Origin of the sequence: Mesorhizobium sp. ES1-1, assembly GCF_020164785.1 — a bacterium.
In the GTDB taxonomy this organism is placed as follows: domain Bacteria; phylum Pseudomonadota; class Alphaproteobacteria; order Rhizobiales; family Rhizobiaceae; genus Mesorhizobium.
Genome location: NZ_JAIUGX010000017.1, coordinates 69,277 through 83,153, shown reverse-complemented (window position 1 = coordinate 83,153; position 13,877 = coordinate 69,277). Strand labels below are relative to the sequence as shown.

Here is a 13,877-nt window from a genome sequence, read left to right as displayed (position 1 = left end):
CCAGCCAGCATCTTGAATCACAAACAAGCCTCGATGGGAATCCTACGATTCTCCCAAAACAGGAAACGCTCTAGCCGTTCCGGCCGCAGGCGCCACCCTCGGTTGTTCGGCTGCGGACAATTCATGACAGCGGTCGGAAACCCTGCGGGTTCGCGAGGCGCCTGACCTCACCTGGCGAGGAACGCTCCGATCCGCTCGAGCGCGCGCAAAATGTTCTCCTCGGAGTTGGCATAGGAGAGCCTGACATAGCCTTCGCCCAGAATGCCGAAATCGGGGCCGCCGATCAGCGCCACCCCGGCCTCTTCGAGCAAGGCGGATGCCAGTTTCTTCGCCTTCCAGCCCGTCTTGGACACGTTAGGGAAGGCGTAGAATGCGCCCTTCGGCGTGATGCAGGAGATGTTGGGCAGACGGTTGAGCCCCTCGACCACGACCTGCCGGCGGCGATCGAAGGCGCGCATCATGGTGTCGACGTCGTCCTGCGGGCCGTCTATGGCGGCGATGCCGGCGAACTGGCTTGGCGCGTTGACGCAGGACCAGCAATTGACCGCCAGCTTGCGCACCTTGTCGTAGAGGTGGGCGCTCTTGTCGCCATTCGGCCAGATCGACCAGCCCATGCGCCATCCGGTCATCGCCCAGGTCTTCGACCAGCCATTTAGCACGATCAGCCGGTCGCGGATCTCGGGAAAGCCAAGCAGCGAGCAATACGTCTCGCCGTCATAGGTCATGACGTCGTAGATCTCGTCGGAGAGGATGGCGACATCGGGGTGTTTCTCCAGCCCCTTGACCAGTTTTTCGATCTCGGCGCGCGGCGTGACGCCGCCGGTCGGGTTGGCCGGCGAATTGAGGATCAACAGCCTCGTCTTAGAGGTGATCAGAGCCAAGGTTTCCTCGGCGGAGAAAGCGAATCCGTTCTCCTCGCGCATCGGCACGGGAATGGGGGCTGCCCCGGTGAATTCGATCATCGAACGGTAGATCGGAAAGCCGGGGTCAGGATAGAGGATCTCGGCGCCGGGCTCGCCGAACATGAGGATCGCCGCGAACATTGTCGGCTTGCCGCCGGGCAGGATCATCACCGCTTCGGGCGAGACTTCGACGCCGGTCGTCGTCAGCGTGCGGCGCACCACCGCTTCGCGCGTCGCCAGCAGTCCATTGGCCGGGGTGTAGCCGTGATGGCCGTCGCGCAGCGCCTTGATCGCCGCCTCGACGATATGCGGCGGTGTCTTGAAGTCGGGCTGGCCGATGCCGAGATTGACGATGTCGCGGCCCTGGCTGGCAAGCGCTGTCGCACGGGCCAGAACGGCAAAGGCGTTTTCCTCGCCGAGACGGTCGAAGGCTGAAATCGTGTGGAGCATTTTTCCCGTCCGTGTGGTTCTTGCTGCTGGGTTGCGTTTTTGTGAGCCTCGCGCCGCAAAAGTCAAACGGATTGGAGTGTCTGGTGTCGGAAAATCTCGAAGGTTGGCAACCGCGTCCACGACCCGCGCGCAAGGTCCTCGACGGCCGCTATGTGCGGCTTGAACCGCTGAGCGCTGCAAAACACGGCGACGGCCTTTATGAGGCATCCTCGGTATCGGACATAGACGGCCGCTTCGCCTGGCTCCCTGACTATCCGCCGGAAAGCCGCGCCGCGTTCCAGCCCTGGCTGGACAAGGCGCAAGCCAGCGACGATCCGCTGTTTTTTGCCGTCATCGACAATGCTAGCGGCAAGGTGGCGGGCCGCCAGACTTTGATGCGCATTGATCCGGCCTACGGCGTCATCGAAATCGGCAACATCTATTGGGGGCCGATGATGTCGCGCAAGCCGGCAGCGACCGAAGCCCAGTTCCTGTTCATGAAGTACATTTTCGACGACCTCGGCTATCGCCGCTACGAATGGAAGTGCAACAACCGCAACGAGCCCTCGAAGCGGGCCGCGGAACGGTTCGGCTTCAAGTTCGAGGGCATTTTCCGCCAGCACCTCATCGTCAAGGGTGAAAACCGAGATACGGCGTGGTACTCGATCATAGACAAGGAGTGGCCGGCCCTGCGCAACGCCTATGAGGCATGGCTCGATCCGGCCAATTTCGATGGCGACGGCCATCAGAAGCGAAAGCTCGAGGATTTTCGCGCGGAATTCGGAGCTTGAGCCGAACCGTGTAACGGGAGTTGCCCTTGGCGCATACGCACGATCATGAAGGCCACGGCCACGGTGCCGGCCATGTCCATGGCTCCACCGACAAGAAGCGCGTGCTCATCGCAGCCTGCCTGACCGGCGGCTTCATGATCGCCGAGGCAGTCGGCGGGTTTTTCACGGGATCGCTGGCGCTGCTGGCCGATGCCGGCCACATGCTGGCCGATTCGATCGCGCTTGGGCTGGCCTGGTATGCATTCCATCTTGCGGGCCGGCCGGCGACCGGTCGCCTTACCTATGGCTTCGGCCGGGTGAAGACGCTGGTTGCGTACACCAACGGCGTCGCCATCTTCGTCATCGCGCTGTGGATCGTCTACGAGGCGTGGGGACGCCTGCATACGCCGGCTCTGGTGCTGGGCGGACCGATGCTGGTGGTGGCGTGCCTTGGTCTGCTGGTCAATATCGCCTGCTTCTTCGTGCTGCATGGCGGCGACCGCGAAAGCCTGAACATGCGCGGCGCCATCCTGCATGTGCTCGGCGACCTGCTCGGTTCGGCGGCCGCGATCATTGCGGCGCTTGTCATCCTGGCCACCGGCTGGACGCCGATCGACCCAATCCTGTCGGTTCTCGTCGCCCTGCTGATCCTTTCCACCGCATGGTCGTTGATGCGCGAAGCCGCGCACGTCCTTTTGGAGGGCGTGCCGCCAAGCCTCGACCGCGACCTGATCGCCAGGGACCTGGAAAAGACGGTCTCGGGCGTGCGCGAGGTCCACCACATGCATGTCTGGTCGATCGACGGCGCCAGCACGATGGCGACATTGCATGCCTGCCTCGATGAGGGTGTCGATGCTTTTCTGGCGGTCAGCGCCATCAAGAAGCGACTTGCCAACGGCCACGGCATCAGCCATGCCACCGTGGAGCCGGAATTCGGCCGTTGCGCCGACGATGGCCATGACCATGGGCACGATCAAGGCCATGGGCACGACCATGGGCACGATGCGGCCGCGCATCACGATCAGCATCACTAGGCCGGTGTGTCGGCCCGATCTGGGAGTTCCAAAATCTTGACAGCCGGCCTGACAATCGCCTCCCGCACTGGTGCGAGATGATGGGCCGCGACACACGGAATGCGGCTATCGCGGCTTTGTGGATCATGCTGCTGTTCGGCATAGCCGCCTACAATCTGCCGAAGCTGATGCTGGCGGCAGGCGGCATATCCGGGGTGCTTGCCGGCATCGTTGCCGTCGTTTTCCTGCTGGGCTTCTTCGCGGTGTTTTGGCTGCGCAGCCGTTACCAGCGCAAAAACCAGGACAAATAGGGGATCTTCGACATGCGCATTCTGATCACAGGCGCGGCAGGCATGGTCGGCCGCAAACTCATCGCCCGGCTGGCGAAGGACGGCACATTGCGCGGCCAAAGGATAAGCGCGCTCGACCTGCACGATATCGTGCCGCCGCAGGCGCCGGCCATCGAGGGCGTCAGCATCAACACCCATCAAGGCGACCTTGCCGACGCAGGTGCGGCCGAAAGCCTGGTCGCCTGGCGCCCCGATGTCGTCTTCCACTTGGCAGGCATCGTGTCGGGCGAGGCCGAATCCAATTTCGACCTCGGCTACCGCGTCAATCTCGACGGCACACGCAGCCTGTTCGATGCCATCCGGCTGGGGGGATTCGCGCCTCGTGTCGTCTTCACCTCGTCCATTGCGGTGTTCGGCGCGCCATTCCCGGACGTCATCCCGGATGAATTCCATCCGACGCCCCTGACCTCCTACGGCACGCAGAAGCAGATGAGCGAGGCGCTGCTCGCCGACTATTCCCGGCGCGGCTTCTTCGACGGAATCGGCATCCGCCTGCCGACGATCTGCGTGCGGCCCGGCAAACCCAACAAGGCGGCTTCCGGATTCTTCTCCGGCATCATCCGAGAGCCGCTGAACGGTCAGGAGGCGATCCTGCCGGTGCCGCGCTCGGTGGTGCATACCCATGCCAGTCCGCGTTCGGCGGTGAATTTCCTGATCCATGCGGCGGGGATCGACGGCGCTGCAGTAGGCCCACGCCGCAATCTGACGATGCCCGGCGTCGCCGTCACCGTTGGCGAGCAGATCGAGGCGTTGGAGCGCATCGCCGGGCCGAAGGCTACAAGCTTGATCCGCGAGCAGCCCGACGAGACGATCTGGGCGATCGTCAAGGGCTGGCCGACCCGCTTCGAGGCGCGGCGGTCACGAGAGCTCGGGTTCAGCGCCGAGAAGAGCTTTGACGAAATCATCCACGCGCATATCGAGGATGAACTCGGCGGCAAGATCGCGAGTCAGGCCTGACTCGCCAGCATCATACAGTGCCGGCCAGGCTGGCCGACAGAAGCAATAGTCCGAACAGGAAGACGAAGGCGGCGCCGCCGATCTCGACGATCGAGTGGATGCGGTTGCCCATGCGGCCGTCGCCGGCGATATAGACCGCCCAGTTCTTGGCCGTCACCGCAAGCGTCGCCAGCACCGAGACGGTGATGGCGGTTCCCAGCGACATCGCCAGAACCGACAGCAGGCCGCCCAGCCACAGCCCGTTGAGCAGGGCGAAGCTCAGCACGATCAGCGCGCCGGAGCAGGGGCGGATGCCGACAGCGGCAACCGCCGACCAGGCGGTGCGCCAGTCGAAGCGGTCGCCCGACAGCAACGCCGGATCGGGCGCATGCGAATGGCCGCAGGTTTCGCAGATTTCGTCCGCGTGATGGTCATGCGCATGATCGTGTGAGTGTTCGTGATGATCGTGCGAATGGGCATCCCCGTGGTCATCATGCCGGTGCAGGGCATGCGAATGGGCGTCGTGGGAATGACCCGTGTGAGAATGCCCGGCATACGGGTGGCCGGCATGGGAATGCGAGGCGTGTGAATGCCCGGCCTGAGCGGCCGACAGGCTGTAGCCGGGCCCCCTCCCGAACAGCCTCAGGGTGGAGGGAGCGAGCTTGCGCCACAAGAGCCAGGCCCCGAACAGGGTGACGAAGACATAGCTCATGATCTCCATGAACCACGCCGCGTCGGTCATCGAGATGGCGGTGCCGCGCAGGACGAAATAGGCAAGCAGCATTACCAGCACCGCGGTGAGGCCCTGCAGCAGCGCCGAGACGAAGGACAACAGGATGCCGCGCCGCAACGCGACTTCGTTGGCCACCATGTAGGAGGAGATCACCGCCTTGCCGTGACCGGGCCCGGCCGCGTGGAATATGCCATAGGCGAAGGACAGGCCGATCAAAATCCAGATCTTGCTGTCGTCCTGGCGCATGGCCTTCATCGCTGTCGCCAGCGCGCGGTAGAATTCTTGCTGCTTCAAATTGATCCACATCAGGATGTGGGCAAACGGGCCGGTGGTGGGCGCCATGCCGTCATTGACGCCGATGCCGAGGGAGGATTGCGCATGGGCAGCGTCGGCGAAATGCATCGCGGCAAAAGCGAGCATCAACAGGCCAAGTGCCAAACGCAGGGACGGTTTCGTCACCGGTTTCATCCTTCTGGCTGACAGGTCAGTTCAAGCTTGGTGGCGAAGATCTTGCTCATGTCGGTGCCGGTCGGATCGTTGAAAAAAGCGTCCGTCAGGGTCTTCTGGTTTTCCTTGATCGCCTCGTCCGGATCGGGACGGACGACCTTGCTGGCGCAATTCGACGGCAGGCCTTCAACGCTGATATTGGAGTCTTCGGTGAAGTCGATGGCCGTGTAGAAGGTCGGGTCGTAGACGCCTATATCGATCTTGCCGGCCAGCTTGATGGGCGTCTTAGGCTCGGATTCGAACAGGATGATCAGCTGGTCGTTGTCGAAATTCGCCATCAAATGCGGGGGCGGCGTCATCGCCACGTCCTTGCCGTCGACGGTGACGAGCTGGAAATAATTGAACTCGGCCAAAGAGGCATGGACGGTGTCGGCCACTTCCTTCAGCTCCGCGTCGTCAAGCTTCAGGTCGGAATTCTTGTCGAACTCCATCATCACCGTACTCGAAAACAGATCGTCGAAGCGCCAGAGATGGCGGAGCGTTTTCGCACTTTGGTGATCCGGCGACAGGATGACGTCGAGCCGGGCCTCGGCGAAGACATGCGGATGCACCCGCGCAGGTCCGACGGTGGCGAAGGTCGCGACCGTGGCCAAGGCCAGCATGATTGCGTGCCGTTTCAGGTGCATTCCAGGTCGCGATTCCATTGGGCTCGGAGATAGGGAGAGGGACCAGAAAGGGGGCGAAATTGGGACCGATGGATGAAGGGTTAGACTAGGATGCCTCGCGCGTCCTGAACCAATGGACCAGGAAGTCGACGAAGACGCGTACTTTCGCCGGCAGGTAACGGCGATGCGGATAGACCGCGAAAATGCCGCCACCTGCCAGGATGCGGTCATCCATCACCGTGATCAGCCGGCCGCCTTCGATGTCCGGCGCAGCGATGAAATCCGGCAGGATGGAAAATCCGAGACCAGCCACAGCCGCGGCCCGCGCCGCCATCGGACTGTTGACCTCAATCGGGCCCGAGACCGAAACGCTGACCGGATCGCCATTGTCGCCCTTGAACGGCCAGTTGTTCAGCCCGCGGCCATTGGTGTCGATGATGCACGGCATGCGGCTGAGGTCCTGCGGGCGTGTCGGCATGCCATGCTTGGCGATCAGTTCGGGCGAGGCGCAGAGCCTTATGGAGAACGGCGCCAGCCGCCTGGCGATCAGCGACGAGTTCTCGAGGCGCGATATGCGCACTGCGAGGTCGAAGCCCTCCTCGACGAGGTCGACGAAGCGGTCGTCGAGCTGGATGTCGAGCACGATCTCGGGATGCTGCTTGGCGAAGTCGATGAGCGACTGGCCGATCGGCGCGTCGGCGAAGGTGCGCGGCGCCGACAGCTTGATCCTGCCGCGCACATCGCCGGACGATTCGCGCACGGCGTCGGCCAGGCTGTCGACCTCGCGCACGATCTCCGAGGCGCGCCGGTAATAGGTGTGGCCTGCCTCGGTCATCGAGAACTGGCGGGTGGTGCGGTTAAGCAGCAGTGCGCCGAGTTCGTCCTCGAGTTCGCGCACATATTTCGACAGCAGCGCCTTGGAGCGGCCGATCTTGCGCGCCGCGGCCGAAAAGCCCTCGGCCTCGACCACATCGATGAACGCGCGCATGCGGGTCAGGGTGTCCATAACTCAGGCCTTTCGTGCCGCATCGAGAAGTCGCCGGCCGAGCCGTATCAGGGCGATGTCGCTGCCGGAAGGCCCAAGCAGCGAAAGGCCGAACGGGGCGCCGGCGACCGTGCCGACGGGCAGGGTGATCTGCGGAAAGCCGGACAGGCCCGCCAGACACAGGAGCCGCAGCGCCCGCTCGCGATAGGCCTGGAACTGCTCGGGCGTGCTATCCACATAGGGCGCCGGTCCCGGCACCGTCGGCAGGACCAGAAAACCGTCCTTGCCCAGCAGCGCGCCCAGTTCGGCGCGAAAGGTCAGCCGCCGCCCCTTCTCGGCCTGCGCCGTGCGGTCATCGACGGTGCTGCCAAAGCGGAACCGCTCCTCCACGCCGGGGCCAAGCCGACGCTCACCGCTGTTGATCCACGCGCCGTGCACGGCCCAGGCTTCCTTGGCCTGCAGCCGGCGGAAGCACCAGTAGAGCTCATCGGGAGACGCGCTGAAATGCGTCGCGGGCATCGCCGCCGCACCGAAGGCCGCTTTCGCCAGGGCCTTCATCTCTGCATATTCGGCAAGCGCCGGACGGGCGACCAACTGGTCCAACCAGTCAAGCGCGATCGGGCGGTCCAGCGGGTGATGATGCGGATCGCGGCCAAGCAGCAGCTTGCCGACGGTCTCATAAGTCTCGATGTCGTCGGCGAACCAGCCAAACGTGTCCAGGCTCGGCGCCAGCGGCATGGCGCCCTCAAGCGAAATGCGGCCATGCGTGGTTCGCAGCCCTATCAGTCCGCAAAAGCTCGCCGGCGCACGGATGGAACCGCCCGTGTCCGAACCGGTGGCGATGTCGGCCAGCCTTCCCGCTACCGCCGCCGCCGAGCCCGAGGATGAGCCGCCGGTGACGCGGTCGGGAGCGGCCGGGTTCACCGGAAACGAAAAATGCGCGTTCTGCCCGAACAGGGCGAAGGCGAGCTCGTCCGTCTGGGTCTTACCGACGAAGCGAGCGCCGGCATCGAGAATCACCTGGACCGCCGGCGCGGTGCGCGAGGCGGCGGGGCTGGACCCGAATTTCTCCGGATTGCCGCAGCCGGTGCGGAAGCCTGCGACGTCATAGATGTCCTTGACGGCCAGCCGCAACCCGGCCAGCGGTCCGAGCTCGGCATGCGCGACCGGCATCTGCCGGAGATCCAAAAAGGCGTTGAGGGGGCCGTGCGTGCCTGTCATCGTTCGATATCCGGATACGATTGCATCAACATTGTTCGCTGCCGGATTTTTTACAACCTTGGATACGATTTTTATTGATTGTGAAATCCTTCGACCCTATATCGCGCTTGCCCAAAGTCGCACGTGCCTGTGGGTGTCCGCCGATCCTCGAATGGTGAGCGAAATCGGTAAGGTAACTGGAGCCAACCCCTCCAGTCGGTTTAGCGGCCAACCGCCAGACCGAGGACACCTTGAAGCAACGACGGTGCGGGCCTTTCTGGTTCTCTGCCGGTTGTCCAAAGACCGGGGTTACTGAAGAGGCACACCTTCATTGCCGGCAGTGCGGAACGGGTTCTCCCAATCCAAGCCAAGGCAGACAAAGCGAACCGAAGCCGGGCAAGGCCGAGGTTCATCGCCGCGAGACGGCGTTTCATGGTTCCGGGGTCTCCACCGGCTGGTTCCATGGAATTTCCGTCCCGCCTTTGTTTGACCGCGTGTTCGCGAGGCCGACAGCCCGCGTCCGCACCCTTGTGCGCGCCGAAAGGCGTGTTTGGAGAGACCCGATGGCTACCCAGCGCATCCTCGACTTCCTCGCCACCCGACGCCCGTCCGGCCCCTGCCTAGTCGTCGACCTCGATGTCGTGCGCGACAATTTCCGCGCCTTCGAGAAGGCGCTGCCCGATTCGAAGATCTACTACGCCGTGAAGGCAAATCCGGCGCCTGAAATCCTGCGTCTGCTTGCCGCCATGGGCTCGTCCTTCGACACCGCTTCGGTTGCCGAGGTGGAGATGGCGATGGATGCCGGCGCGCCGGCGGAGCGCATTTCGTTCGGCAACACCATCAAGAAGGAACGCGACATCGCACGGGCTCATCAGCTCGGCATCAAGCTGTTCGCCGTCGATTGCGTCGAGGAGGTCGAGAAGATCGCCCGCGTCGCTCCCGGCGCGCGCGTGTTCTGCCGCGTCCTGACCGACGGAGAAGGCGCCGAATGGCCGCTGTCGCGCAAATTCGGCTGCGCGCCCGACATGGCCGTCGACGTGCTGCGTCAGGCGAAGGCGCTCGGCCTCGACGCCTATGGCGTCTCGTTCCATGTCGGTTCGCAGCAGACCGACCTCACCGCCTGGGACCGCGCGCTGGCCGATGCCAAGAAGGTGTTCGCCACGCTTGCGGAGGAGGGCATCGTGCTCAAGATGGTCAATATGGGTGGCGGTTTCCCAACCCGTTACCTGCGCGACGTGCCCGCGGCTCAGGCCTACGGCCAGGCGATCTTCTCGGCGCTGCGCAAGCATTTCGGCAATGCCATCCCGGAAACCATCATCGAGCCGGGCCGCGGCATGGTCGGCAATGCCGGCGTCATCAAGTCGGAAGTCGTGCTGATCTCGAAGAAGGCGGCCAACGACAATGTCCGCTGGGTGTTCCTCGACATCGGCAAGTTCGGCGGTCTCGCCGAGACGATGGACGAGGCGATCCGCTACCCGCTTGTCACGCGGCATGACGGCACGGAGACCGCGCCATGCGTGCTCGCCGGCCCGACCTGCGATTCGGCCGACGTGATGTACGAGAAGACGCCGTATCCGCTGCCCTTGTCGCTGACCATTGGCGATGAGGTGCTGATCGAAGGCACCGGCGCCTACACGACCACCTATTCGGCGGTTGCGTTCAACGGCTTCGAGCCTCTCCGATCCTACGTGATCTGACGGCCCGGAAGGACCGATCAGATCACCCCGGTGGGCGGCTTTCGCCGCCTGTCGGGCTCGCCTGTGGAACAGATCTCCGCTCGTGAAGGATCGCGGAAATGGATATTGCCAATATCATCGTTGAGGGCGGTTGGCCGCTTGCCTCTCCAAGCGCGGACGTCGTCATCGTTGCGGAATCTGCCGCCGATGTCGCGCCCCGGGAAGCCTTGCTCGACGCCGCCATGGGACCAAGGCGCAAGAAGAAGTCATCGGAGAAGCTGCGGCGCGGCCGGCGGCCCTCGGAAGGGCTAGCGTTCGTTGCGCGCGATGCATCGGGTGCGGTGACCGGCACGGTGCGGCTTTGGGATGTGACGTTGGGCGAGAACGGCCGGGCCGCGCTCCTCCTCGGCCCGCTGGCTGTCGATCCGTCGCTGAAAAGTGCCGGCATCGGGTCGGCGCTGATGCGCCACGCGGTCTGCGAGGCGGCGCGCCTCGGCCATGCGGCGATCCTACTGGTCGGCGACGAGCCATACTATGGACGCTTCGGTTTCTCGGCAGCCCGGACGGGGGAGCTTGCCATGCCGGGACCTTACGAGCGGCAGCGCCTGCTGGCGCTGGAACTGGTGGATGGCGCGCTCGATGGAGCGGAAGGTACGCTCAAGGCGTCCGGACGCAAGCTCAAGGCACGGACGCTGGCGGCCTGAGCCTGGGTCCGATCGCTCCTCACATGAAAACGCCGCCCCGGGCGGGGGCGGCGTTTGAAGCTTCGCAGCGTTTGCGCCTGACGCCCTTCGCAAGGTCAGCCGATCAACTGGCTGAGAGCCATGGCCACCGACATGTCGCCTTCGACCTTGATCTTGCCGGTCATGAAAGCCATGGTCGGGTTCAGGTCGCCTGCGAGCAGAGATTCCAGATCATCGAGCGAAAGCTTGATCGTGCAATCGGTCGGCGCGTCAGTCGTCGAAACGGTCGCGCCGTCAATGACGATGACCCCATCGCCGCCCGTATCGAACTTCACGGAACGGTCGAACCCGCTGCTCGCCACCTGCGACTTGATCTTCTCGGCAATGTCCTGAACGCTCACATCGTTCTCCTCGTCTGGTTGTTCGAGCATAGGCGCTTCGATCCGCCCGAAACGCCCGCCTTGTCCTTCGCGATCAACATCGCTGCCGCATATAGCTTCGAGTTGACGTTTACGTCAACGTGGCCGGCAAGTTCGTGACGGTAGTTTGCCGACCGCCGCACCTAGCGGGAGGGCACCAACATCCGCCTCAACGTGCCGTCCCGGAGCCAGAACTGGTGGAAGAGTGCGGCCAGCGCGTGGATTGCAATCAAGACGATGAACACCGGTTTGTTGAGCGAATGGATATCTCCCCACGGATCGCCAAAGTAGAAGGCGAGAAGTCCGATAATAGGCGTGGCGACCAGAAGGACATAGAAAAGGTGGTGCGAGGCGAGCGCCGCAGTCTGCATCCAGGATGGGCCGCTCCGTGCCGGCTGAGGCGCGCCCGAAGCCAGACGCACGACCAGCCTGATCAGCACAAGCGCCAAGATCGAGAGGCCGACCCAGTAATGTGCCGACGCCAGCGTCTGATCGGTCGGAGATACCGCGGCGCCCTCTTCGGCAGCATCCCGAACCGTGGTCATGCTCTCGCCGAAGAACAACTGGAACAAGACCAGCGCCGCGATGATCCAATGAAGCCCGATCTGATAAGATGAATACCCTAGTGTGGTTTTAGTCATTCGAACCCCTCGACGTTGTGATTAGTGTCGTTGTGAAGATACTGCAGAGCAGTCGAGAGTTTGGCCAGGATTTTCCCGGAATTGTGACGGAGCCTGCCGATTTCAACAGAGGGGTTATCTCCAGCCCGCCGCGGTGGCAAAAACCGCTGCGGGGCCAGCCGGTCTTCTGCCCGGCATCATGGTTGCCACGACGTGCCGCCGGGCGTATCAGGCGAAAATTCCATCGATATTGGCGAGCCGCCGGTGCCTTCCACAAATCACAGCGAAGTCTATGCCCGCCGGCTTCGCGCGGTGCTGATCAGATCGCTGCCGCTGCTCGAGGCGCGTGGCATCGCGGTGGTCATCCTTGCCGGCGTCGTCGGCGTGATGGCGGGTATCCTGGTCACGGCGATGAGCCAGATCGTCCAAGACCTGCACGGGTTGTTGTTCGGCGTCCAGCCGGGCGGACGGCTATCGGCCATGTTCTCGCTCGCCCATCCCACCCAGGCGCTGGTTCCGGCGATCGGCGGCATCCTGCTCGGATTGTCGGTCGTCTGGCTGCGGATACGGAAATTCCGCACCCCGGTCGATCCGATCGAGGCGAACGCGCTCTATGGCGGGCGCATGTCAATGACCGACACCTTCATCATCGCCGTCCAGACGATGGTATCCAGCGGCTTCGGCGCCTCGGTGGGACTGGAGGCCGGCTATACGCAGGTCGGGTCCGGCCTGGCCTCCAGGCTGGCGCTCGCCTTCAAGCTGCGCCGCAACGACGTTCGCATCCTGGTCGGTTGCGGCGCCGCCGGCGCCATCGCCGCGGCTTTCGATGCGCCACTGACCGGTGCTTTCTACGGGTTCGAACTCGTCATCGGTATCTATTCGGTCGCCAATGTCGCGCCTGTGATGACTGCGGCGCTCTCGGCTTCGCTGACCGCCGAGATGTTCGGCGGCGTACCGTTTCCGCTCGAACTGTCGGGACTGCCGGCGCTGACCGCCGGACAATACGTGCCGTTCCTGCTGCTCGGCCTGCTCGGCGGCGCCGCCTCGATCGCCATCATGCATCTGGTGACGCTGATCGAGCGCGGCTTTGCCAGGCTGTCGGTCGACGCCTCGCTGCGCCCCGTCATCGGCGGCGTCATCGTCGGGTTGCTCGGGCTGGTCACGCCGCAGGTCCTGTCCAGCGGGCATGGCGCGCTGCATCGCGAATTCTCGATGAACTATGGGCTGGGCGTGGTGGCCGGCGTCTTCGTGCTGAAGCTGGCGGCATCGGCGGTCTCGCTGGGCTCGGGCTTCCGCGGCGGGTTGTTCTTCGCTTCGCTGTTCCTCGGCGCCCTGCTCGGCAAGGTGTTCGCGGGCGCCATGGCTGTCGTCTCCCCGGCAACAGGTATCGACCCGGCCGTTGCCGCAGTGGTCGGCATGACGTCGCTCGCCGTTGGCGTCGTCGGCGGTCCGCTGACCATGACCTTCCTGGCGCTGGAATCGACCCGCGACCTGACGCTCACCGGGGTTGTCCTGGCCGCCTCGATCATGTCGGCGATCCTGGTGCGCGAAACCTTCGGCTATTCATTCTCCACGTGGCGCTTCCATCTGCGCGGGGAAACGATCCGCAGCGCCCATGATGTCGGCTGGATGCGCAGCCTGACCGTCGGCTCGATGATGCGCAAGGACATCAAGACCATCGATGCATCGACCACGCTGGCAACTTTCCGCAAGGACGTGCCGCTCGGTTCCGCCCAACGCGTCATCGCGGTCGACCCCGGAGATCATTATGTGGGTGTGCTGCTCGTGGCCGAATTGCATAGCGATCCGTCCGGCGGGGATGTCGCCGTCGGCTCGCTTGCCAGGTTCAAGGACGCGGTGCTGGTGCCCAGCATGAACGTGCAGGCAGCGGCGGAGACCTTCCAGCGCGCCGGCGCGGAGGAACTGGCCGTCGTCGAGGACTTCAGCGAGCGCATCGTGCTCGGGCTGCTGACCGAGGGTTATCTGATGCGACGCTACGCCGAGGAACTCGACAAGGCGCGCCGGGACCTGTCGGGCGAAGGATAGGGC

14 protein-coding genes are annotated in these 13,877 nt (G+C 64.0%); 7 read left to right on the top strand and 7 right to left on the bottom strand.

Going from position 1 to position 13,877, the window contains the following annotated elements; genetic code table 11:
- Nucleotides 1–167 precede the first annotated feature (167 nt).
- Nucleotides 168–1,352: a pyridoxal phosphate-dependent aminotransferase gene (locus LB513_RS23945; protein WP_224665952.1), complete on the bottom strand. Its 1,185-nt coding sequence runs from the start codon at nt 1,350–1,352 to the stop codon at nt 168–170.
- 83 nt (nt 1,353–1,435) lie between these two features.
- Between LB513_RS23945 and LB513_RS23940 the strand changes: the two genes are divergently transcribed.
- The 4 genes from LB513_RS23940 to denD all read left to right on the top strand — a co-directional run bounded on the left by LB513_RS23940 (nt 1,436) and on the right by denD (nt 4,421).
- Nucleotides 1,436–2,122 (top strand): GNAT family N-acetyltransferase, encoded by a 687-nt coding sequence (locus LB513_RS23940; protein WP_224665951.1) that lies wholly within the window; start codon nt 1,436–1,438, stop codon nt 2,120–2,122.
- A 26-nt stretch (nt 2,123–2,148) separates the two neighbouring features.
- Nucleotides 2,149–3,135: a cation diffusion facilitator family transporter gene (locus tag LB513_RS23935; RefSeq protein WP_224665950.1), complete on the top strand. Its 987-nt coding sequence runs from the start codon at nt 2,149–2,151 to the stop codon at nt 3,133–3,135.
- 80 nt (nt 3,136–3,215) lie between these two features.
- On the top strand, nt 3,216–3,425 hold the full coding sequence (locus LB513_RS23930; protein ID WP_411962742.1) for a hypothetical protein: 210 nt from the start codon (nt 3,216–3,218) through the stop codon (nt 3,423–3,425).
- Between the two features lie 12 nt (nt 3,426–3,437).
- A complete protein-coding gene (gene denD / locus LB513_RS23925; RefSeq protein WP_224665948.1) occupies nt 3,438–4,421 on the top strand; it encodes a D-erythronate dehydrogenase in 984 nt (327 codons plus the stop codon).
- Between the two features lie 10 nt (nt 4,422–4,431).
- On the opposite strand, the gene LB513_RS23920 is transcribed toward denD, so the two are convergent.
- The 4 genes from LB513_RS23920 to LB513_RS23905 form a co-directional block, all read right to left on the bottom strand.
- The gene (locus LB513_RS23920) at nt 4,432–5,601 is read right to left on the bottom strand and encodes a nickel/cobalt transporter (protein WP_263482242.1); all 1,170 of its coding nucleotides are present in this window, start codon (nt 5,599–5,601) and stop codon (nt 4,432–4,434) included.
- On the bottom strand, nt 5,598–6,266 hold the full coding sequence (locus tag LB513_RS23915) for a DUF1007 family protein (RefSeq protein WP_224665947.1): 669 nt from the start codon (nt 6,264–6,266) through the stop codon (nt 5,598–5,600). Before LB513_RS23915 ends, LB513_RS23920 begins: the two co-directional genes overlap by 4 nt.
- 85 nt (nt 6,267–6,351) lie before the next feature.
- A complete protein-coding gene (locus tag LB513_RS23910) occupies nt 6,352–7,251 on the bottom strand; it encodes a LysR family transcriptional regulator (RefSeq protein ID WP_224665946.1) in 900 nt (299 codons plus the stop codon).
- 3 nt (nt 7,252–7,254) lie between these two features.
- A complete protein-coding gene (locus tag LB513_RS23905) occupies nt 7,255–8,451 on the bottom strand; it encodes an amidase (RefSeq protein ID WP_224665945.1) in 1,197 nt (398 codons plus the stop codon).
- A gap of 542 nt (nt 8,452–8,993) precedes the next feature.
- On the opposite strand from LB513_RS23905, the gene odc2 reads away from it, so the two are divergent.
- Entirely contained in the window at nt 8,994–10,127 is a 1,134-nt protein-coding gene (gene odc2 / locus LB513_RS23900) for an ornithine/lysine decarboxylase (RefSeq protein WP_224665944.1), read from the top strand.
- Nucleotides 10,128–10,225: 98 nt separating this feature from the next.
- Entirely contained in the window at nt 10,226–10,810 is a 585-nt protein-coding gene (locus LB513_RS23895; RefSeq protein ID WP_224665943.1) for a GNAT family N-acetyltransferase, read from the top strand.
- 95 nt (nt 10,811–10,905) lie between these two features.
- Here LB513_RS23895 and LB513_RS23890 read toward each other — a convergent pair whose 3' ends face one another.
- Both LB513_RS23890 and LB513_RS23885 read right to left on the bottom strand, forming a co-directional pair.
- Nucleotides 10,906–11,220 carry an SCP2 sterol-binding domain-containing protein gene (locus LB513_RS23890; protein WP_224665942.1) on the bottom strand — a complete coding sequence of 105 codons (315 nt, stop codon included), beginning with the start codon at nt 11,218–11,220 and terminating at the stop codon, nt 10,906–10,908.
- 131 nt (nt 11,221–11,351) lie between these two features.
- Nucleotides 11,352–11,849, bottom strand: a complete 498-nt coding sequence (locus LB513_RS23885; RefSeq protein ID WP_224665941.1) for a cytochrome b — start codon at nt 11,847–11,849, stop codon at nt 11,352–11,354.
- Nucleotides 11,850–12,092: 243 nt separating this feature from the next.
- Between LB513_RS23885 and LB513_RS23880 the strand changes: the two genes are divergently transcribed.
- The gene (locus tag LB513_RS23880) at nt 12,093–13,874 is read left to right on the top strand and encodes a chloride channel protein (protein WP_224665940.1); all 1,782 of its coding nucleotides are present in this window, start codon (nt 12,093–12,095) and stop codon (nt 13,872–13,874) included.
- The last annotated feature ends 3 nt before the right edge of the window (nt 13,875–13,877 follow it).

What these genes read in the sequence shown, in the direction of transcription:
- LB513_RS23945 (WP_224665952.1), bottom strand. Translation starts at nt 1,352, where the DNA reads ATGCTCCACACGATTTCAGCCTTCGACCGTCTCGGCGAGGAAAACGCC.
- LB513_RS23930 (WP_411962742.1), top strand. Translation starts at nt 3,216, where the DNA reads ATGGGCCGCGACACACGGAATGCGGCTATCGCGGCTTTGTGGATCATG.
- denD (WP_224665948.1), top strand. Translation starts at nt 3,438, where the DNA reads ATGCGCATTCTGATCACAGGCGCGGCAGGCATGGTCGGCCGCAAACTC.
- LB513_RS23920 (WP_263482242.1), bottom strand. Translation starts at nt 5,601, where the DNA reads ATGAAACCGGTGACGAAACCGTCCCTGCGTTTGGCACTTGGCCTGTTG.
- LB513_RS23915 (WP_224665947.1), bottom strand. Translation starts at nt 6,266, where the DNA reads ATGCACCTGAAACGGCACGCAATCATGCTGGCCTTGGCCACGGTCGCG.
- LB513_RS23910 (WP_224665946.1), bottom strand. Translation starts at nt 7,251, where the DNA reads ATGGACACCCTGACCCGCATGCGCGCGTTCATCGATGTGGTCGAGGCC.
- LB513_RS23905 (WP_224665945.1), bottom strand. Translation starts at nt 8,451, where the DNA reads ATGACAGGCACGCACGGCCCCCTCAACGCCTTTTTGGATCTCCGGCAG.
- odc2 (WP_224665944.1), top strand. Translation starts at nt 8,994, where the DNA reads ATGGCTACCCAGCGCATCCTCGACTTCCTCGCCACCCGACGCCCGTCC.
- LB513_RS23895 (WP_224665943.1), top strand. Translation starts at nt 10,226, where the DNA reads ATGGATATTGCCAATATCATCGTTGAGGGCGGTTGGCCGCTTGCCTCT.
- LB513_RS23890 (WP_224665942.1), bottom strand. Translation starts at nt 11,220, where the DNA reads ATGCTCGAACAACCAGACGAGGAGAACGATGTGAGCGTTCAGGACATT.
- LB513_RS23885 (WP_224665941.1), bottom strand. Translation starts at nt 11,849, where the DNA reads ATGACTAAAACCACACTAGGGTATTCATCTTATCAGATCGGGCTTCAT.